Annotated in this window: 15 protein-coding genes; 8 read left to right on the top strand and 7 right to left on the bottom strand. The window is 48.3% G+C overall.

What is annotated here, in order from left to right; genetic code table 11:
- The first annotated feature begins 18 nt into the window (after nt 1-18).
- Together purL and B0180_RS04565 are read left to right on the top strand one after the other, a co-directional pair.
- Nucleotides 19-3,963, top strand: coding sequence for a phosphoribosylformylglycinamidine synthase (purL, locus tag B0180_RS04570; RefSeq protein WP_078255858.1), 3,945 nt, complete (start codon nt 19-21; stop codon nt 3,961-3,963).
- Between the two features lie 352 nt (nt 3,964-4,315).
- Entirely contained in the window at nt 4,316-5,587 is a 1,272-nt protein-coding gene (locus tag B0180_RS04565) for a sodium/glutamate symporter (protein WP_078255857.1), read from the top strand.
- 65 nt (nt 5,588-5,652) lie between these two features.
- Here the strand turns inward: B0180_RS04565 and argA are convergent, their stop codons facing one another.
- Entirely contained in the window at nt 5,653-6,984 is a 1,332-nt protein-coding gene (gene argA / locus B0180_RS04560; protein ID WP_078255856.1) for an amino-acid N-acetyltransferase, read from the bottom strand.
- 310 nt (nt 6,985-7,294) lie between these two features.
- On the opposite strand from argA, the gene B0180_RS04550 reads away from it, so the two are divergent.
- The 5 genes from B0180_RS04550 (at nt 7,295) to B0180_RS04530 (ending at nt 11,958) form a co-directional block, all read left to right on the top strand.
- On the top strand, nt 7,295-7,843 hold the full coding sequence (locus B0180_RS04550) for a hypothetical protein (RefSeq protein ID WP_233424927.1): 549 nt from the start codon (nt 7,295-7,297) through the stop codon (nt 7,841-7,843).
- A gap of 263 nt (nt 7,844-8,106) precedes the next feature.
- A complete protein-coding gene (locus B0180_RS04545; RefSeq protein ID WP_233424926.1) occupies nt 8,107-9,114 on the top strand; it encodes a siderophore ABC transporter substrate-binding protein in 1,008 nt (335 codons plus the stop codon).
- A 60-nt stretch (nt 9,115-9,174) separates the two neighbouring features.
- Entirely contained in the window at nt 9,175-10,179 is a 1,005-nt protein-coding gene (locus B0180_RS04540) for an ABC transporter permease (protein WP_078255855.1), read from the top strand.
- A 3-nt stretch (nt 10,180-10,182) separates the two neighbouring features.
- Nucleotides 10,183-11,190 carry an iron chelate uptake ABC transporter family permease subunit gene (locus B0180_RS04535; protein WP_078255854.1) on the top strand — a complete coding sequence of 336 codons (1,008 nt, stop codon included), beginning with the start codon at nt 10,183-10,185 and terminating at the stop codon, nt 11,188-11,190.
- Between the two features lie 9 nt (nt 11,191-11,199).
- The gene (locus tag B0180_RS04530; protein WP_078255853.1) at nt 11,200-11,958 is read left to right on the top strand and encodes an iron ABC transporter ATP-binding protein; all 759 of its coding nucleotides are present in this window, start codon (nt 11,200-11,202) and stop codon (nt 11,956-11,958) included.
- On the opposite strand, the gene B0180_RS04525 is transcribed toward B0180_RS04530, so the two are convergent.
- The 3 genes from B0180_RS04525 to B0180_RS04515 form a co-directional block, all read right to left on the bottom strand.
- On the bottom strand, nt 11,955-12,929 hold the full coding sequence (locus B0180_RS04525) for a tRNA dihydrouridine synthase (protein WP_078255852.1): 975 nt from the start codon (nt 12,927-12,929) through the stop codon (nt 11,955-11,957). The two genes, B0180_RS04530 and B0180_RS04525, sit on opposite strands and share 4 nt — an antisense overlap.
- Before the next feature lie 3 nt (nt 12,930-12,932).
- Nucleotides 12,933-14,453 (bottom strand): UvrD-helicase domain-containing protein, encoded by a 1,521-nt coding sequence (locus B0180_RS04520; protein WP_078255851.1) that lies wholly within the window; start codon nt 14,451-14,453, stop codon nt 12,933-12,935.
- A 209-nt stretch (nt 14,454-14,662) separates the two neighbouring features.
- Nucleotides 14,663-15,394: a UTRA domain-containing protein gene (locus B0180_RS04515; protein WP_078255850.1), complete on the bottom strand. Its 732-nt coding sequence runs from the start codon at nt 15,392-15,394 to the stop codon at nt 14,663-14,665.
- A 307-nt stretch (nt 15,395-15,701) separates the two neighbouring features.
- On the opposite strand from B0180_RS04515, the gene B0180_RS04510 reads away from it, so the two are divergent.
- Nucleotides 15,702-17,402, top strand: a complete 1,701-nt coding sequence (locus B0180_RS04510; RefSeq protein WP_078255849.1) for an FMN-binding glutamate synthase family protein — start codon at nt 15,702-15,704, stop codon at nt 17,400-17,402.
- Between the two features lie 64 nt (nt 17,403-17,466).
- On the opposite strand, the gene B0180_RS04505 is transcribed toward B0180_RS04510, so the two are convergent.
- Genes B0180_RS04505 through tatB form a run of 3 tightly spaced genes read right to left on the bottom strand, consistent with a single transcriptional unit; the run spans nt 17,467 to nt 19,113 of the window.
- Nucleotides 17,467-17,790 (bottom strand): DUF4298 domain-containing protein, encoded by a 324-nt coding sequence (locus tag B0180_RS04505; RefSeq protein WP_078255848.1) that lies wholly within the window; start codon nt 17,788-17,790, stop codon nt 17,467-17,469.
- A gap of 16 nt (nt 17,791-17,806) precedes the next feature.
- The gene (tatC, locus tag B0180_RS04500) at nt 17,807-18,568 is read right to left on the bottom strand and encodes a twin-arginine translocase subunit TatC (RefSeq protein WP_078255847.1); all 762 of its coding nucleotides are present in this window, start codon (nt 18,566-18,568) and stop codon (nt 17,807-17,809) included.
- The gene (tatB, locus tag B0180_RS04495; RefSeq protein ID WP_078255846.1) at nt 18,565-19,113 is read right to left on the bottom strand and encodes a Sec-independent protein translocase protein TatB; all 549 of its coding nucleotides are present in this window, start codon (nt 19,111-19,113) and stop codon (nt 18,565-18,567) included. Before tatB ends, tatC begins: the two co-directional genes overlap by 4 nt.

Genomic DNA, 19,113 nt, shown 5'->3' with positions numbered 1-19,113 from the left:
TAGCAAAGGGTAACCACCATGATGAGCACCATCGCAGGCTTAGGGTTTTTGACCGATTTCCAAGCACAAAAATTAGCCGACCAACTCAAACAAAAAGCTGGGCTAGCTATTCATGCCTTGAGCAGTCAGCAGGTTTATGTGTTTGATGAACCGCTGTCAGAGTCTGACCACAAAAAAGCGATTGATTTATTAAATCAAGGTCAAGCACCAAGCCTAAACGGTGCTGACGACGGACAAGTGCAGGTGGTGGTTGCACCGCGTTTTGGGACGATCAGCCCTTGGGCATCTAAGGCGACCGATATTTTTAATAACTGCGGCGTGGCGATTGGGCGTGTCGAGCGTGTGATCGTGTACACGCTGACAGGTGAAAACTTGCCCAAGCGCTTGCCTGCAGCTGCCGAAGCCATTTTGCATGATCGCATGACCCAAAGCTTGGTGTATGATTTGGCGGATGTGTCGGCGCTATTTATTGACGGCGAGCCTGCGCATTTGGGCGCGGTGGATATCATGGGCTTTGGTAAAGATGCCTTGGTGGCGGCAAATACCGAATACGGCTTTGCGCTGTCGGCTGAAGATATCGATTATTTAGTGGATAATTTCACCAAGCTTGGTCGCAACCCAACTGATGTTGAGCTGATGATGTTTGCCCAAGCCAACTCCGAGCATTGTCGACATAAGATCTTTAATGCTGAGTGGACGGTCGGCGGTGATGTGCAGCCGAAGTCTTTGTTTAAGATGATTCGTAATACGCACGAAAAAAATTCTGACGGCATTTTATCGGCTTATAAGGATAACGCTGCGGTCATGGAAGGCTTTGTGGCTGAGCGCTTTTATCCAACCAAAAACGCCGAGGGCGAGGCTCAGTATGGCTTTCATAATGAGCAAATTGACATCCTAATGAAGGTTGAGACCCACAACCACCCAACTGCCATCGCACCATTTGCAGGCGCGGCGACAGGCGCAGGCGGCGAGATCCGTGATGAAGGCGCTACAGGTCGCGGCGGTAAGCCCAAAGCAGGCTTGACAGGCTTTAGCGTCTCACATCTGCATCTGCCTGATATGCCTGAAAAATGGGAAACTTCAGGTCAAGTCTCTGCTGCCGACTATGGCAAGCCTGCGCGCATGGCATCGGCACTTGATATCATGATTGAAGGACCGCTGGGCGGCGCTGCGTTCGCCAATGAGTTTGGTCGTCCTAATTTAAATGGCTATTTTCGTACTTTTCAGCTAGACACCTCCGATGCCCAAGATGGCAGCCAAATGCGTGGCTATCATAAGCCCATCATGATCGCAGGCGGCTATGGGAATATCAAGCGTGATTTGGTCCAAAAAAACACCATCCAAGAAGGCGATCTGCTGATCGTGTTGGGCGGTCCTGCCATGCAGATTGGTTTGGGCGGTGGTGCAGCCAGTTCGGTTGATAGCGGTGAGCTGGATGAAGGGCTTGATTTTGCGTCGGTGCAGCGTGACAATGCTGAGATGGAACGCCGCTGCCAAGAGGTGATTGATACTTGCTGGGCGATGACCAAAGACGGAGTGGATAATAACCCAATCGTCTCAATCCATGATGTCGGCGCTGGCGGCTTATCAAATGCCATGCCAGAGCTGGTCGATGATCATGAGCTTGGCGCGCATCTGAATCTGCGTAAGGTGCCGTCGCTTGAGGCAGGCATGTCACCGATGGCGATTTGGTCAAACGAAGCTCAAGAGCGCTACGTGCTCGCCATCCGTCCAGAAAGTGAGGCGTTATTTGATAGTATCTGTGCTCGTGAGCGCTGCCCTTATGCCATTTTGGGTACAGCGACTACAGTGCGCCAGCTGACGGTGGATGACAGTTTGTTGCCAGAGCAGCCTGTGGATATGCCGATGCAGGTATTGTTAGGCGGTACGCCAAAGATGAAGCGAAGCTTTAGCCGTACAGCACCAAATCTCAAGCCGCTTGATACCGCCTCGGTAGATATCGCCACCAGCATCAAAGATGTTCTGCGCCATCCGACAGTTGCCAGTAAGTCATTCCTAATTTCTATTGGCGACCGCTCGATTACTGGTATGGTGACCCAAGATCAATATGTTGGGCGTTATCAAGTCCCTGTGGCAGACTGTGCCGTGACGAGCACCGCACTTAACGCCATCACAGGCGAAGCCATGGCAATGGGCGAGCGTGCGCCAGTTGCGCTCATCGATCCTAAGGCATCGGCACGTCTGGCAGTTGGTGAGGCGGTGACCAACATCGCTTCAGCTCGGATTGCCAAAATCAGTGATGTCACCTTGTCAGCTAACTGGATGGCAGCATGTGGCGACGAAAAAGAAGACGCAGCTTTATTTGACGCCGTTCATGCTGTAGGCGAGGAGCTGTGTCCTGCGCTTGGCATTACCATCCCTGTGGGTAAAGACAGCTTATCTATGAAAGCGGTTTGGAATGAGGATGGCGCAGACAAGTCAGTCACGTCACCGATGAGCTTGATTATCACCGCATTTGCGCCTGTCCAAGATGTGGCAGGCACACTCACCCCAGCTCTAAAAAATACCGATTCGGTGCTATATCGCATTGACCTATCGGCAGGCAAGCTTCGTTTGGGCGGCTCAATTTTAGCGCAGACTTTAAGTCAGCTTGGTGACCAGTGTCCAGATTTAGAGCGTCCCGAGGATTTGGCTAATTTCTTTGCTTTCATTCAAGCGGCGGCAAAAGCAGGCATCATCCAAGCTTATCATGATATCGGTGATGGCGGATTGATTGCGTCGGTTGCAGAGATGCAGTTCGCCAGTCGCATGGCGATTGGTCTTGCGCTGAGCGATGATAATCTACTAGGTCAGCTGTTCGCCGAAGAATTGGGCGCCGTCGTTCAAGTCCTGCCTGAAGATGTGGCGGCATTTGTTGAATTAGCCCAAACCCATCAGGTGAGCGAGTTTGTCAGCTTGATTGGTCAAGCCAAAACGACGCCTGCAGGCGGCGCTGGCATCGATGTATTAAGCATCGAAACGCCAAGCCAATCATGGTCATTTAGCCGCAGCGAACTTCAAAAGCAGTGGTCAAAAGTCAGCCATGCCATCCAAAGTCTGCGTGATAATCCTGCATGCGCCGATCAAGAATTTGCACTCATTGATGATATCACTCATCATGGCTTGATTGCTGATGCCAATTATGACTTGGATTTGGCGGTAGAAGCGCCGTATGTAAACAGTCGCACCAGCTTACCAAAAGTTGCCATTTTGCGTGAGCAAGGGGTGAACGGACACCTAGAGATGGGTGCAGGCTTTGTGCGCGCAGGCTTTGATGCCATTGATGTGCACATGAGCGACTTAATGAGCGGGCGCATTAATTTGCGTGATTTTGAAGGCTTGGTGGCGTGTGGCGGCTTTAGTTACGGTGACGTTTTGGGGGCGGGCTCTGGTTGGGCAAACTCAGTGCTGTTCCACGATGAGCTACGGATGCAATTTGCCAGATTCTTCCATCGCCCTGAGACTTTCGCGTTGGGTGTGTGTAACGGCTGTCAGATGATGAGTCAGCTAAAAGACCTGATGATTGGCGCTGAACATTTCCCACGCTTTATTGCCAATAAATCAGCCCGTTTTGAGGCGCGTACTGTCAATGTGCGAGTTGAGCGCACCAAGTCGGTACTGCTAAAAGGCATGCAAGACAGCATTTTGCCGATTGCGATTGCACACGGTGAGGGTTATGCCAATTTGGATGATAAATCCCTGTCAGAGTTGGCTCGCCATGGTCAGATTGCACTGCGTTATGTTGATAGCCAAGGCAACCCTACCGAACATTATCCTTTAAACCCAAATGGCTCACCAGAAGGTGTGACGGGCATCTGTAGTAACGATGGTCGTGTCACTTTGATGATGCCGCACCCTGAGCGTACTCTGCGTGCGGTCAATCACTCGTGGAAGCCTGATGAATGGGCTCAAGATGGTGCTTGGATGCGACTGTTCCGCAATGCGCGTGCGTTTTTGCGCTGATTAAATGTGGTAAGCTAAATTTAGCTTATGATGACCATGACCCAAACCCCAAATCTGTGCGATTTGGGGTTTTTTAGATGTTTTTGGCTTAGTATTTGGCGGTTAGCGGCTTGGCTGAATCTTTTTGATGGATTAGCATAGGTTTTAAACAGCGATGACTTGCCATTTTTGAAATATATTGTAACAAATGAATGCTGTAATTTTTTAAATACACTGATGACTGCAAAGAATATGCCTTATAATTGCCCGCGTCTATTGAATTGACTAAACAACTTGGGATTATCATGACTGGCTGGTGCAGCAGTATGAGCGTGCATGATAAGGTGTGAAATTTGCCCTGATAGGAGCACTTATGGAAATTACTTTAAACGGCTATTATACGCTGATCTTGGCGACACTGGTATTGTTGCTGGGGCGTTTTTTGGTCAAGAAAATTAAATTTTTGGGGGATTTTAACATCCCTGAGCCAGTGGCAGGCGGTCTGATTGCTGCAGTCATCGTGTATTGTTTGAATTTCTTTTTTGGCTACAGTTTTACCTTTCAAAGAGAATTGCAGACAGCGTGTATGCTGATGTTTTTTGCTTCTATTGGCTTGTCGGCAGATTTTGGACGACTAAAAGCAGGCGGTAAACCTTTATTCATTTTCCTATTTGTCGTATCAGGCTTTATCTTGCTTCAAGATGCCGTCGGCGTCGGTTTGGCGACAGTGCTGGGCTTAGATCCTTTGATGGGATTGGTAGCAGGCTCGGTATCGCTGACAGGCGGTCATGGTACGGCAGGCGCTTGGGGATCGACCTTTGAAGATAAATATGGCTTAGTGGGTGCGACGACTTTGGGCATTGCTTGTGCTACCTATGGTTTGGTGGCAGGCGGTATCATCGGCGGTCCTGTCGCCAAGCGATTGACCAATCAGTTGGGGATTGAACCAACTGCCAAAAAAGCCGATCAATCAGAAGTTGAAAAGCTTGCCGCCAAGCACTCACTTTACAGCACCAAGCATGATCTTGATGACGATACCGCGCACAAAGAGATGTTTGAAAGACCTGATAATATCCGTCTGATCACGGCATCATCGGCGATTGAGACACTGGCGCTATTTGCGGCGTGTTTGGCATTTGCTGATATTATGACTGGGGTGGCAAAAGATACTTGGTTTGAGCTACCGACCTTTGTTTGGGCGCTGTTTGGCGGTGTGGTGATTCGTAATACTTTGACCACGATTTTTAATTTTGATATGTTTGATCGCGCCATCGATGTCTTTGGTAACGCGGCGCTGTCATTGTTCTTGGCGATGGCTTTATTGTCGCTCAAACTGTGGGAGCTGACCGACTTGGCAGGTCCGATCTTGATCATTTTAGTGGCACAGACGATCGCGATGGTTGCTTATGCGTACTTCTTGACATTCCGTGTGATGGGTAAAGATTACGACGCCGCGGTACTTGCGGCTGGTCATTGCGGCTTTGGCTTGGGCGCAACACCAACTGCCATCGCCAATATGCAGGCGATCACAGACCGCTATATGCCTTCTCATAAAGCATTCTTGATCGTTCCGATGGTCGGTGCGTTCTTTGTTGATATCATGAACGTGGCAATTTTACAAACCTTCATTAGTGTGCTTGGCTAAGCTGACCGCTGATCACCCATCAATAAAAATCCCAAGCACATTGCTTGGGATTTTTGATACCTAAATTATAATAATTTTTTGAGCACTTTTGAGTTACGGCTATGATCATAGCTGTCTTGACGATCTTTTGGCAGCTCATCTACCGACACTTCGCCAAACCCTTGCTCAACAAACCAATGTGCGGTATGAGTCGTCAAAGCGTATAACTGATGGCGTCCATGACTTCTGGCTTGCTGCTCCAAAAACGCCAACAAATCAGCGCCGCGGCTGCCTTTGCGATAATCAGGATGAATGGCAAGGCTTGCCACTTCTGCCGACTGGGCATCTAGCGGATAAAGCGCCGCACAGCCCAAAATGGTGCCATCACGCTCAATCACATTATAAAACTCGATCTCTTGCTCTAGGCGCTCTTGGCTGCGACGCACTAAGATGCCTTGCTCTTCAAGAGGTTTTAGCAGCTCAAGCAGACCGATGACATCGTTGACGGTCGCGCGGCGGATCTCCTCATAAGGATCATGACTGACCAAAGTGCCCGACCCGTCACGCGTGAACAGCTCCTCAATCAACGCACCATCTTTGGCATACGAGATGATATGGGTGCGGTGTACGCCTTGACGGCAGGCACTGGCAGCGCAGCGCAGAAAATGCGCAATCTCTTCATGATCATCACGATCACGCAGCAGGCGATCGACCTCATTAGGGATCAGCTCATGCAGTAAGCGACCATCACGGCTGATGATGCCATCTTGCTCACCTAAGAAAATCAGCTTATCAGCCTGTAGGGCAACTGCCGTGGTCAGCGCCACATCTTCTGCCAGTAGATTAAAAATTTCACCCGTAACCGAAAAACCCGTCGGTCCGAGTAGGACAATGTGGTCATTATCCAAATTGTGGCGGATGGCATCCACATCAATCGAGCGCACCTCACCTGTCATCTGATAATCTACACCGCCTCTGATGCCATAAGGGCGCGCGGTCACAAAATTGCCTGAAATGGCATCAATGCGAGAGCCGTACATGGGGGAGTTGGCAAGCCCCATCGACAGCCGCGCTTCGATTTGTAGGCGAATTGAGCCGACTGCCTCCAAGATGGCAGGCATGGATTCACGCGGTGTCACGCGCACATCCTCATGGAGACTTGACATCAATCCGCGACCTTGCAAGTTTTTTTCCACTTGTGGGCGTGCGCCATGCACGAGCACCAATTTGATGCCCAAGCTATGCAGCAGCGCAAAATCATGAATCAGCGTGCTAAAATTATCACGAGCGACCGCCTCACCTCCAAACATGACCACAAAGGTTTTGCCGCGATGGGTATTGATGTAAGGGGCAGAATTACGAAACCAATGCACAGGTGTTAGTGCAGGCGCGTTCTCAGAGGTGCTAACAGAATTCATGAATGCTCCAAATGATTCAATGGCTGATAAACTAATAAAATGGCGGAAAATATATGCGGCTAGGGTGCCTGATTTTGGTCAAATGTCCTATGAATACTCATCAAGATACCATAGCAAAGTTTTGGGCGGATGCCAAGTGATTTATCTGCTTTTTGATAAGATTGACATAGGGTGATATCTGTCATCATCGCCTACGATCTTAAGCATTTGTCGGCGGTTACCATAATTAAACAGTCGAGAAATTCACACCGCTGATCAGCTGTGCTATGCTTATGGACGCATAAAAATTTGACAAACAAAGGATGAATTTATGAAAATTTCTGCTGCTTTTTCTTTGGGTGTGATGGCTTTGGCATTGTCTGCGTGTGCGACAGCGCCTATGGGCACAGCGCCATCGACCACCACTCAGCCGACAGTGTCAGCCGTTCAGCTGCCTGAGACCACGCCGACAGTTGTAACGAGTAACGAGGTTGGCACCGTGATGAATGCATTCATCGTGCGCATGGATAACGGTCAAGAGGTGCTTGAGCCTGTGACTGCTCAGAGCACCATCAAGGCAGGCGATCTGATCGAATATCAAGTGCTGCTCACCAATAATGGTAAAGATCGCGTGCGTGATATGCGTGTGGCTTTGAGCTTGCCTCAAGGGGCTGAATTTACTGGTGTGGTCTCACCAAGTATGGGCACCCAAGCCAGTGCTGATGGTTCACGCTTTGTGTTCATGCCAATTCGTACCACCGCCGCTGATGGCTCTGTCCAAAACTTGCCTTTTAATCAATATCAAGCCCTGCGCTGGAATATCCAAGAGCTTGGCATTGGCGCAACGGCGGTTGTCAAATATCGAGCAATCATTAAGTAAATAAAATCTGCCCGTTATTGTTGCTGACTTATTACACCAAATCACTTTGATTTGGTGTTTTTTATGATAAAGCGATTCTATGACTTAAACTTACCAAACATCTCCCCCGTGTACTATTTTTGTAGTATTAATCATTTGCAAATAAAAAATATTCGCATTTAATTTGAATCATTGTGTAGCCTCCTTTATAATAGATGCCTGCTTGAGCCATGCACTCATAAGATGTGATGGTAAGATAAATGATAAAAATTTGAGGTATGATTATGACATTGTCTAAAAATAAAATGCTGCCATTAGCAGCATCTTTGGTGGCAGCGATTGGGCTGGCAGCCTGTAGCGAAAAACCCGCTGAAGCTGTCGCCGAAGAGCCGATGGCGCCCACCGCTCAGCCTACCCAAACTGCTGATACTGCGATGTCTAACGACACTGTGACGATTCAGACCGCGACAGGCAAGCAGACTTTGCCAGCCAATCCGCATCCGCTGGCAGTCTATGATATGACCGCGATGCAAAATTTGGCGGTGCTGGGCGTGCCAGTAGAAGGGATGCCTACTAATTTGCGCTTGACCAATTTAAAGGCTGCCAACACGCCTGAAGCGGCGGAGGTCGGGACGCTATTTGAGCCTGATTTAGAAGCGCTCAATGCCCTGCAGCCAAAAGCGGTTTTTGTAGGTTCGCGTATGGCAGAAAAAGCCGAAGAGATCGCCAAGGTGGCGCCTGTGGTGAATTTGACGATCGATACCAAAAATGTTTATGAATCCACCAAGCAGCAGCTTACCGATTTTGGTCAATTATTTGGTAAGCAAGCCGAAGCACAGGCAGCCATCAGTGAGATTGATGCTGCGATCGCTGAAACTCAGGCGGCAGTCGCTGGTAAGGGTAACGGTCTTGCCATTTTGGTGAATGGTAATAAGCTGTCTGCCTATGGTCAAAACTCACGCTATGGCTTTTTGCATACCACTTTTGGCATTCCGATGGCAGATAGTAATATTGAGGAGGCACGCCATGGTCAGCCAATCAGTTTTGAATATTTACAAAAAGTCGATCCAGACTGGCTATTTGTGCTAGATCGCGGCGCTGCTATCGGTGAAGAAGGTCAATCGGCTGAAGCGGTGCTAGATAACCCGCTAATGCACGGCACCAAAGCATGGAAAAATCAGCAAATCGTTTATTTGAGTGCTGACAGCTACTTGGCATTTGGTGGTTATTATCAATGGCTGACCGACGCTCAGCTGGTGCGTGATGCGTTCGCTGCCAAGCATTCACAATAAATAAAACTACCCCAGATAAGCTGTGTTGTTTTATGATGATGCAATTGGTATGGGCCTGTAATGACTGAGCACATAGCCCATCGTGCACCTTGGCAAAAGGCTGTCTTTGCCAATCTCCTAAGCCTTGTAATCTTAGGAGTGCTGATTGTCATCAGTTTATCTGTTGGTGTGGCGGATTTTAGCTGGCAGGGTCTAGTGTCTGGATTATTTGGAACTTCAGCGACTGCCAGCGATGCCCAAATCCTTATCCAAAGCCGCATTCCGCGTACCGCTGCGATCATCTTGACAGGCGCAGGGATGGCGATCAGCGGCATGATGATGCAAGTTGTGCTAAAAAATCGCTTCGTTGAACCATCCATGGTTGGCGCAACCCAAAGTGCAGCACTGGGCATGCTAATCACTGCCTTGATGTTTCCTAGCGCTGCTGTCGGCATAAAAATTACCATTGCGACAGTCTGTGCGATGATCGGCATGATGATCTTTATGAAGCTCGTTCAGCGCCTGCCTGCCACAGATTATCTGATGGTGCCTTTGGTGGGGATTGTATTTAGTGGCATCATCGAGGCGGTGAGCACTTTTATCGCTTATCAGACCGAGATGCTCCAGCTTTTAAATGTCTGGCGATTTGGGGATTTTTCGGCGATTTTGGCAGGGCGTTATGAGCTACTGTGGTTGGTTGGCGGTGTGTCTGTGTTGGCGTATGTCTTGGCAGATAAGCTGACAATTATCGGACTTGGTGATCATATCGCCACCAATCTGGGCGTCAATCGTGAGACTGTCCTCAAGCTTTCGGTGGTGATGATTGCACTCACCAGTGCAGTCGTCGTGGCGACGGTGGGCATGATTCCTTTTGTGGGGCTTGTGGTTCCAAATATCGTCAGTCGGCTGGTGGGCGATTGGCTGAGACTGTCTTTGCCGGCAGTGGCGCTGCTTGGATCGTCGGCGGTGCTACTGTCCGATATCATTGGGCGGCTGATTATTTATCCTTTTGAAATCCCTGTGACTGTCATATTTGGCGTGATTGGTGCAGGCGTGTTTTTGTGGCTGCTGTATCAACAAAAATAACCCATGCCAAATCGTTCATTGATTAATAAGCCCATGCATTTATCGACATTTACACAGACTATGAAATCTTATCCTGCGATTATCATGGGTATGCTACTGATTGCGGCAAGCGTCTTATTTTTGACCCTCAATGCGTCAGGCAGTTGGGAGTTTATTTTATCGCTGCGCGGTAAGAAACTGCTTGCCTTGATGATGGTGGGATTTGCGATTGGTACGTCTACTTTATTATTTCAAACGCTCACGCACAATCCCATTTTGACACCTGCCTTGCTAGGTTTTGATAGCTTATATATCTTGATCAAAAGCTTGATGGTGTTTGTGCTAGGTTCAGTGGGCATGGCTGCAATTCCTGCCATTGGTAAGTTTGCTTTGGAAGTGGTCATCATGCTGCTTTTGTCCTTGGCGATGTTTCGGCTGCTATTTGGTCGGCAGACACAGGATTTGACACGCTTGATCTTGGTGGGAGTGGTGTTTGGGCTTTTATTTCGTAGCCTATCTTATTTGGTCGCGCGCATGATTGATCCTGAAGAATTTGTAACCATTCAGGCGGTGAGTTATGCGGGATTTAATACCATTAACACCCAAGTGCTTGGCATGGCGGTCGTGCTGTGCGTGCTGTGCGCTGTGGTCATGTATCGGCTGCGTCATCAGTTGGATATTTTACTGCTTGGTAAGCTGCCTGCGATCAATCTGGGTATTGATTATCAGCGACTGGGATTTGGCTTGCTTGCGATGATCGCGCTTTTGGTGGCAGTTTCGACAGCGATGGTGGGTCCTGTGACTTTTTTTGGATTATTGGTTTGTGCTTTGACCAACCGCATCGCCCCAAGTATGCACCACGGCATCCGCTTGGTCTTGGTGGCTTTGGTGGCGATGCTGTGCTTGGTGGCAGGTCAGCTGATGTTTGAGCAAGTCTTTAAAATGGCAGGCGTCCTTGAAGTCGTCATCGAACTGGTGGGCGGTTTGGTCTTTTTATGGATTATTTTTCATCAATATGCAAAAGCAAGATAAGGCAGCAGCATGATAGAAGTGTCAGGTGTATCGTATCAAGTAGGGCGGGATTTTACGATTTTGGATGGTATTAATTTGTCTTTATCGGCGGGGCAAATCATCGCATTGATCGGACCTAATGGCGCTGGCAAATCGACATTGTTTAGCCTGATGGCGCGGATTTTACCTCTACAAACAGGGCAGGTGTGTTTTGGCGGGGCATCGGTTGCCCATACCGAGTCCAAACAGCTTGCCAAGACTTTGGCGATGCTCACCCAAGAAAACCACATTCAAGGTCGGCTTAGGGTTAAAGAACTGTTGATGTTTGGGCGTTATCCACATCATCAAGGTCGTCCCACCCAAGCTGATCATGACAAAGTGGCACAAGTCATGCAGGTATTTGAGCTTGAGCCATTGGCAGAGCGATTTTTATCGGATTTATCAGGCGGACAGCGTCAGCGTGTGTTGATTGCGATGATCGTTTGCCAAGATACCCCCTATGTGCTGCTGGATGAGCCGCTCAACAATCTGGATATGTACCATGCAGGCAAGCTGATGCGACAGCTCAAATCGCTCGCCGCCCAAGGCAAGACGATCGTCATCGTATTACATGATATCAATCAAGCGGCGCAGTTTGCTGATACTGTGGTCATGATGAAGTCAGGACAAATCACTGCAGTCGGCGCGCCAAAAGAAGTGCTGACCGCGGATAATATCCGTAGGCTGTATCAAGTGGATGTCACTGTCATACAGCATCAGGGTAAGCCTGTCATCATTGATGCCATTTAGGTGTGATCGTTGGCGCTTTGAGTGATCAGCGCTTCGATGTCGCTTCTGGTTTTGAGTTTTTTAACGCTGTGCCAAAGCTTGTCGGCTTGATCGTAGCCTTTGGTGAGCATCCCAAGCCACTGCTTATAACGTCCAATGAGCCCATTTTGATTGTCTGTTTGATCTGCCAAAAATGCCAATTGATGCTCACAAAGCTTTGACCAATCCAAGCCTGCCTGCTTTGCAATCAGCGCAGTCAAATCAGGGCGAGTGACTGCACCGCGCCCAAGCATCAGATGCGGGGTGTTGGCTTGGCTGATGCAGCGCATGGCGTGCTCATCATTCCAAATCTCGCCATTGGCAATGATCGGTAATCCCAAGTTATTAAAGGGCGCAATTTTTTCCCAATAAGCAGGCGGCTTATAGCCATCAACTTTGGTGCGTGCATGGATGGTTAGCCAGTCTGCACGAGCGTCCGCGACAGCTTGACCGATCTCACCAGATTTACTGGTATCGGTATAGCCAAGGCGAATTTTGGCAGATACGGGAATATGGCTTGGCACCGCTTCACGCACTGCCCGAATGATGGCATACAGCGTTTCGGGTTCATCAAGCAGCACCGAGCCGCCTTTGTGATTATTGACTGTTTTGGCAGGGCAGCCGAAATTTAAATCAATCGCCTTAGCACCAAGGTTTGCTGCTACCAAAGCACTAGCTGCCATCGTTTCAGGATTATTGCCTAGCAGCTGTACATGGACAGGCGTACCGCTGGCGGTGCAGCCTTGGGTGTGCAGCTCTGGGACATATTTATAAAACACATGCGCAGGCAGCGGATAATGCGTCACTCGTATGAATTCACTGACCGCCCAATCATAAGGTGCGCCCAGATCGTGCGCGATTTGGGTCAGGATTCGGCGCATCAAAGGATCGGTCAATCCCTCCATCGGCGCAAGCAAGCGCACCGGCGTGTGAAACAGATGTCTAAAGCTCATGTGTTATCCAATGATCAGCTTTTTGTGCTGCAAGCTGTGTATCAGGTCGGTGATATGGTGAATGTCCAAAAGATTTTTGCCACGCGTACAAGCCACATATAATAGGCGCAGCTCTTCAGGCGTAATTTTGACCGCCATGGGGTTGATGTCGTACAAAAAATCATCGCTAATCTGCACACGATTCCACTCAAGCCCTTTGGATTTGTGCGCAGTTGAGACGACATAGTCGGCATGGCTTGGTGTGGTTAAGCTATTGATGGCTTTGGTGATGGTGGCGGTGCCATGCTCTTCGATGAGCCTTACCCAAGTCTTAAGATCGCCGCCTTCGCCAGTTTCGCTGAATTCTTGAACTTCTGCCCAGTGATTAAAATAAGCAAGCTCAGGTATGCCGTATGCCGATTTGCCATTTCTAAGGCTTTCAGCACCTTGACAAAATCTTAAAATCCGATGACTGTCTGCTTGCAGCGCAACTTTATGCCCAAGCTTTAAGCCGTCAAGCAAATGACCCATCGCAGTGGCATTGGTGCGACATAAAATGGCATCTTTGGCGCCATGTACGAGACTTTTGGCTAATACCGAGCGCTGATTGGGATTGCCTTTAAGCGGGATATCTTCGTTAAGCGCCTTTAAAAACACATTGGCTATCTCGGCGATCGGCTCACCAAAACGAAATGACTGCGTCAAAAGCGTCTGTGGATAGGGCAGACGCTTCATGGCATTGAGCGCACCGCGCCATTCATAGATCTGCTGATGAGCATCGCCAACATAAATGGTTTGCTTATCTTGGCGAATCAATGCCCCCATCATCAAAGGGTCGGCATCTTGGGCTTCATCAAATAAAATAAAATCAGCGGGAATGATCGGGTTTGACAGCGTCCATAATTTTAGATAAATATCGTGACTGATACCCGCTTGATGGCGTGGATCGATCGACTGAAGCCACCGCTGCTCAAAAGCAGGATATAAAGTCATCTGAAGCGCTTCGGCATCAGATTCGCTCATCCAACTCGGCGCAGTGATGTGACGCGGCGCAGGATAGGCAGAAGAGGTCTTGCAAAAAGTGGTGATGGCTTCACTGATGATATTAGCAAGCTTAGCAGGCGTGAGCGTAACAGGTTTTTTGATGCCATCCACGAGGCGCTCAGTGCTGATAGCGCCAAGCCCAAGCTCGCTTGCCAAGCGCGATGGCGTCAGTCTGGGCAAGCTGATTTTGGCAGTCACATCGCGGCTGACATGACGAAATGCCAAAGAGTGAAACGTTTGGCAGCGCACATTGGGTGGAAATTTTTGCTGGGCTTCGGTAGCGATGGCTTTATTAAATGCCAAATATAGCCCCCGACCACGCAGATTTTCGCTGATGAGCTTTAGCGTCGTCGTTTTACCTGCACCAGCATAAGCAACGATTTTGAAAGATTGCCCTGTTTTTGCCATATCAAGTGCCGCCAACTGCTCTTCGGTGGGCGTTGGACGGTCGTGGGCTTGAGTTGCCCCGTATATCGCAGGGCTTTGGTAATCGCTGTGCATCATGGGGCAAAAGATTGACAAAAGCTTATTATACCATAGCTTATGATCGCTGAGCAGATTTCATCTGCCTAAGTCAAACTGCAGTTTAGGATTGATCTAAGCCATTAGGCGTCGGTGCATCCTTAAGCTAAACGGCTTACGAATTTAAGACTAATAAAAACTGCTGAGATGATCGGCGTCATCTCAGCAGTGGTTGGGTATTTGATGAATTATAACCGACCGCCAAATGAAAAACGGCTACCAGGGTGCCACATATTCACAAAAGTGACAGGCTGCCCTTGGGATTTGGTGTGCCGAGCATGTAAGAGTGCTGGCTCATGCGCTTGCATTTGCAGCGCTTCACAGACATTGATGGGTGCAAGCTTGGCTTGGATTTGATAATCGCCATACTCAAGTGGCACATGGTCAATCAAATAATCACTGGTATTGATAATACTAAAATCTTGATTGATAAATTCAGGAATGATGGCAGCATTCACCCAGCGATCTTCATACTGAATGGGCAGGTCGTCGCCATAATGCACGATACACACCTGATAGAGTTTGTCAGTGTGAGCAGGCTGACTGTGAAAAAACAGCGCATTCAGCCAATGATTTTCAGGTTGATTCAATGCCTCAAAATCAAGCGTCTTTTGTGCGATCACTTGAGCGCGATAGTGATTAAATCGCTCATTGATATCTTTGGCGATATTGCGAATTTCAATATGCGCATTATTGTACTTTTGCTGAGCCACATAGGTGCCCGAACCTTGACGACGCTCCAACACACGCTCAGCTTCAAGTTCTTTGACCGCGCGATTGACTGTCATGCGTGATACGCCAAAATCTTCAGCAAGCGTAATCTCAGCAGGAATGGCAGTGCCAGAAGCCCAAGTGCCAGCATGAATATTGTCCAAAATGGCATTTTTGATGCGCAAATAAGCAGGGGTTTTGTTTGACATAATCGGCTAATGAACCAAATGAGGTGGAATGATGCGTGATGATAAATCACTGAAATTCTTGTCATTGTAGCCAATATTTGACTAAAAATAAAGCGGCTAAATGCTGATTTTTATCATAATTTAAAATCGCGTGCTAAAACTTTGGATTGTTTGGATTAAGATTTATCAAAATCTTTGATGACTTTATTACTATTGGCAAATGATTATGATAAATTAGCTATGTTATAATAGCCGAATATCAGCGACTGACAGAGTAGATGTATTTAATCTGCGCATCGTTTTATAACATAATTAACCTCATTGCCTCATGACACCATCAAAGACACCCTCAAAACCTTCTCAAGATTCAGCCAATTATCTATTTTTAGTCTTGCCACGCTTTGCGCTCCTTTGGGTCTGTGTGGCACTGATTCCTATTTCGATTTTATTTAAAATTTGGTGGCTGCTTTTTATCGCCACCTGCTTGACTTGTCTTGGTATTTATAATATCAACCAAAAGCGTCATGCGATTTTGCGTAATTATCCCATCAGTGGACACATTCGCTTTTTGTTTGAAAATTTTCGTCCAGAAGTGCGTCAATATTTCATCGAAGGTGATCGTGAAGAAGTGCCATTTTCGCGGATGCAGCGCTCGATTGTGTATCAGCGCGCCAAAGATGTCGATAGCACGACTGCGTTTGGTAGTTTGAATGACTTGACCAAGCCTGGCACGGATTGGTTTTTGCATTCAGGCAGAAGCCACAAGATCAGCGATCATGATTTTCGTGTGCGCGTGGGCGGTGATCGCTGTGAGCAGCCTTATGACTTATCGGTGTTTAATATCTCGGCGATGAGTTTTGGCGCGCTGTCAGCGGCGGCGATTGAGTCGCTCAATAAAGGTGCCAAAGAAGGCGGTTTTGCGCATGATACAGGCGAGGGGAGTATTAGCCCTTATCACCAAAAGCATGGCGGCGATCTGATTTGGCAATTGGGTACAGCTTATTTTGGCTGCCGTGATGACAATGGACGCTTTAATCCTGAGACTTTTCGCCAAAGAGCGACATTGCCTCAAGTCAAAATGATTGAAATTAAACTGTCACAAGGCGCCAAGCCTGGTAAAGGCGGCGTATTACCTGCCTCAAAGATTACCCAAGAAATTGCTTTGACGCGTGACATTCCGATGGGGATTGACTGCATTTCACCGCCAACTCATCCAGAATTTAGCACACCCACTGAGCTTGTGCATTTTTGGCAGCGTGTGCGTGAGATGTCTGGCGGTAAGCCTGTGGGGTTTAAGCTGTGTATCGGCATGCCTTGGGAGTTTATGGCAATTGTCAAAGCCATGATCAAAGAAGACAACTACCCAGATTTTATCGTCGTCGATGGGGCGGAAGGCGGCACAGGTGCAGCACCTGTTGAGTTCATGGACTCAGTTGGCATGCCTTTGGTGGACGCTTTGATTTTTGTTCAAAATACGCTGGTTGGTGCGGGTATCCGTGACAAGATCAAAGTCGGCGTGAGCGGTAAAGTAATTTCAGGATTCGACATCGCAAGAATGATGAGCTTAGGCGCTGATTGGTGTAATTCAGCGCGCGGCTTTATGTTTGCGGTTGGCTGTATTCAGTCGCGTTCATGCCACACCAACAAATGTCCAACTGGCGTGGCGACCCAAGACCCAGTCCGCCAAAAAGCCATTGATGTCCCTGATAAATCACGACGCGTGGCAAATTTCCATCAAAACACACTCAAGGCACTCGCCGAAATCGTCGGCTCTGCAGGGCTTTGGCATCCATCTGAGCTCAAGCCACATCACATTGTGCGTCGTCAGCCCGACGGATGGATCAAGCTTTTATCAGAGCATTATCAATTCATTGAATCAGGCTCGCTGCTGACGGGCGACTGCGGGAGACGCATTTTGGATGACATGTGGAAGCTTGCCGACCCAAATAGTTTTCAGGCGATGACGATCGCAGATGAAATTGTGGATGCGGTCAATGAGCGTAATCGTTTGGCAGAAAATTGCCAATGATAACAGGTTTCACGTGGAACCAGTCATAAAGCCAAGGAATGTCCTTGGCTTTATTTTTTGAAAATTATTGGCGATCTAAATGATCAATGCACAGTCTGAGCGTCGCCCACAGGGCTTGATCTTTATCAATCAGCTCATCAAAAATGGTATCTTCACTCATGACGCTGTACTCGCCAGGCGTTTTTGTGTCAAGCAAGCCTTGGGCATCAGCATGAAGTAGATCGGAGTACTCTGGGCTATAATAGGCAGCTTCAAGCTCACCCATGATTTTAAGGGCTTGCTGTAGCTCACTTCTTGAGCGTTCGAGCACTTCTTTGGCAGCCAGCCATTGGCGATACAGCGATTGGATGTGGTCAAGTTTTTCTTGTAGATGTTGAATGTCTGACATGGTAGACTCTTGGTGATTAAGAATGAGTTATAGCGGTGTTGTCTGGGTTGTCTTTTACTAGCATTCTTGCCATCATCAATCCCAATTCAAATAACAAACACATCGGAATGGCAAGCATGAGCATACTGGCGCCATCAGGCGGCGTTACCACGGCAGCCACCGCAAAGCAGCCCACGATGATATAGCGGCGCTTATCTGCAAGGCTTGTCACAGTGACAAGGCGCATCAGCACCAAAATCAGCGTCACGACCGGAATCTCAAACATGATACCAAAAACCAAAAACAGCTTCATCACAAAGCTAAGATAGCTGTCAATATCGGTCATCGGTAGGACATTATCAGGGGCAAACATGATAAAAAACTTAAGCGCAGGCACAAGCACAACAAAATACGCAAAAGCCACACCAATATAAAACAAAGCGATGGACGAAAATAATAAGGGTAAGGCGGCGCGCTTTTCATGTTTATAAAGCCCAGGTGAGATAAAGCCCCAAAGCTGAGCTAAGATAAACGGAACGGTCACAAACAGCGCAATAAAAAACGTCAATCGAATCGGAGCAAGAAATCCAGAGGCAACATCGGTTGCAATCAAGCTTGCCTCACTGGGCAGAAGAGCCACTAAAGGATCTGAGATAAAATCATAAAGCTCGCGGCTAAAACCAACCAATGCCAAAAAAACAACCAAAACTGCCAAAAATATGCGGATAAATCGCCCACGCAGTTCGATAAAATGTGACATCAGCGGCGTGTCATCTGTGGGTAAGTCAGCTTGATTCATAGGGTTTGGTTAGGTTGATTCAATAAAGGATCGGCAGCATAATTGGGCAAATGAGGCGCAGGCGGCAGGCGACGACGTCGGTCATAGTCACTCAACAAAAACCAGCGGTTGGTCATCGGCAGCGTGATCGCTGTGGCAATGGCATGGACTTCTTGATGGTTTTTCTCGTCAGATGATGCCAAATTGTGCTGATGCGAGGCATCGTGTGTTGGTGAATCGCTCTGCCAAGCGTCCATAGTTTGTCGTTTGGAGGTTTGCAAAGTCGCTTCGGTGCGATTGAGCGACTGCTGTAAAGCATCCATCTGAGCCTTCATACGTGCTTCAGACTGGCGAATCTCATCAAGCTCTTTTTTGAGCAGTTCTTGGGTCTCTAGCAGTTGCAGCTCGCTGGTGATCTCGCTTTGTAGTCTTTGACTGGCACGGCGAAAATTGCCATACCATCGCCCAAGCGTGCGTGCAGCGACAGGCAGTTTTTCAGGACCCAAAACAATCAAGGCAATGATACCAAATAAGGTCAGCTCAAAAAACCCAAGGCTTCCAATCAT

Source organism: Moraxella canis, assembly GCF_002014965.1.
Classification (GTDB): Bacteria; Pseudomonadota; Gammaproteobacteria; order Pseudomonadales; family Moraxellaceae; genus Moraxella; species Moraxella canis.
Note: the sequence above shows the minus strand (reverse complement) of the source record. Positions and strands in the feature narration are given on the sequence as shown.

Coding starts and splice junctions, on each gene's coding strand:
- B0180_RS04550 (WP_233424927.1), top strand. CDS start 7,295: ATGAAAATTTCTGCTGCTTTTTCTTTGGGTGTGATGGCTTTGGCATTG.
- B0180_RS04525 (WP_078255852.1), bottom strand. CDS start 12,929: ATGAGCTTTAGACATCTGTTTCACACGCCGGTGCGCTTGCTTGCGCCG.
- B0180_RS04565 (WP_078255857.1), top strand. CDS start 4,316: ATGGAAATTACTTTAAACGGCTATTATACGCTGATCTTGGCGACACTG.
- B0180_RS04510 (WP_078255849.1), top strand. CDS start 15,702: ATGACACCATCAAAGACACCCTCAAAACCTTCTCAAGATTCAGCCAAT.
- purL (WP_078255858.1), top strand. CDS start 19: ATGATGAGCACCATCGCAGGCTTAGGGTTTTTGACCGATTTCCAAGCA.
- B0180_RS04505 (WP_078255848.1), bottom strand. CDS start 17,790: ATGTCAGACATTCAACATCTACAAGAAAAACTTGACCACATCCAATCG.
- tatB (WP_078255846.1), bottom strand. CDS start 19,113: ATGATTGGAAGCCTTGGGTTTTTTGAGCTGACCTTATTTGGTATCATT.
- B0180_RS04520 (WP_078255851.1), bottom strand. CDS start 14,453: ATGCACAGCGATTACCAAAGCCCTGCGATATACGGGGCAACTCAAGCC.
- B0180_RS04535 (WP_078255854.1), top strand. CDS start 10,183: ATGCCAAATCGTTCATTGATTAATAAGCCCATGCATTTATCGACATTT.
- B0180_RS04530 (WP_078255853.1), top strand. CDS start 11,200: ATGATAGAAGTGTCAGGTGTATCGTATCAAGTAGGGCGGGATTTTACG.
- B0180_RS04515 (WP_078255850.1), bottom strand. CDS start 15,394: ATGTCAAACAAAACCCCTGCTTATTTGCGCATCAAAAATGCCATTTTG.
- argA (WP_078255856.1), bottom strand. CDS start 6,984: ATGAATTCTGTTAGCACCTCTGAGAACGCGCCTGCACTAACACCTGTG.
- tatC (WP_078255847.1), bottom strand. CDS start 18,568: ATGAATCAAGCTGACTTACCCACAGATGACACGCCGCTGATGTCACAT.
- B0180_RS04545 (WP_233424926.1), top strand. CDS start 8,107: ATGACATTGTCTAAAAATAAAATGCTGCCATTAGCAGCATCTTTGGTG.
- B0180_RS04540 (WP_078255855.1), top strand. CDS start 9,175: ATGACTGAGCACATAGCCCATCGTGCACCTTGGCAAAAGGCTGTCTTT.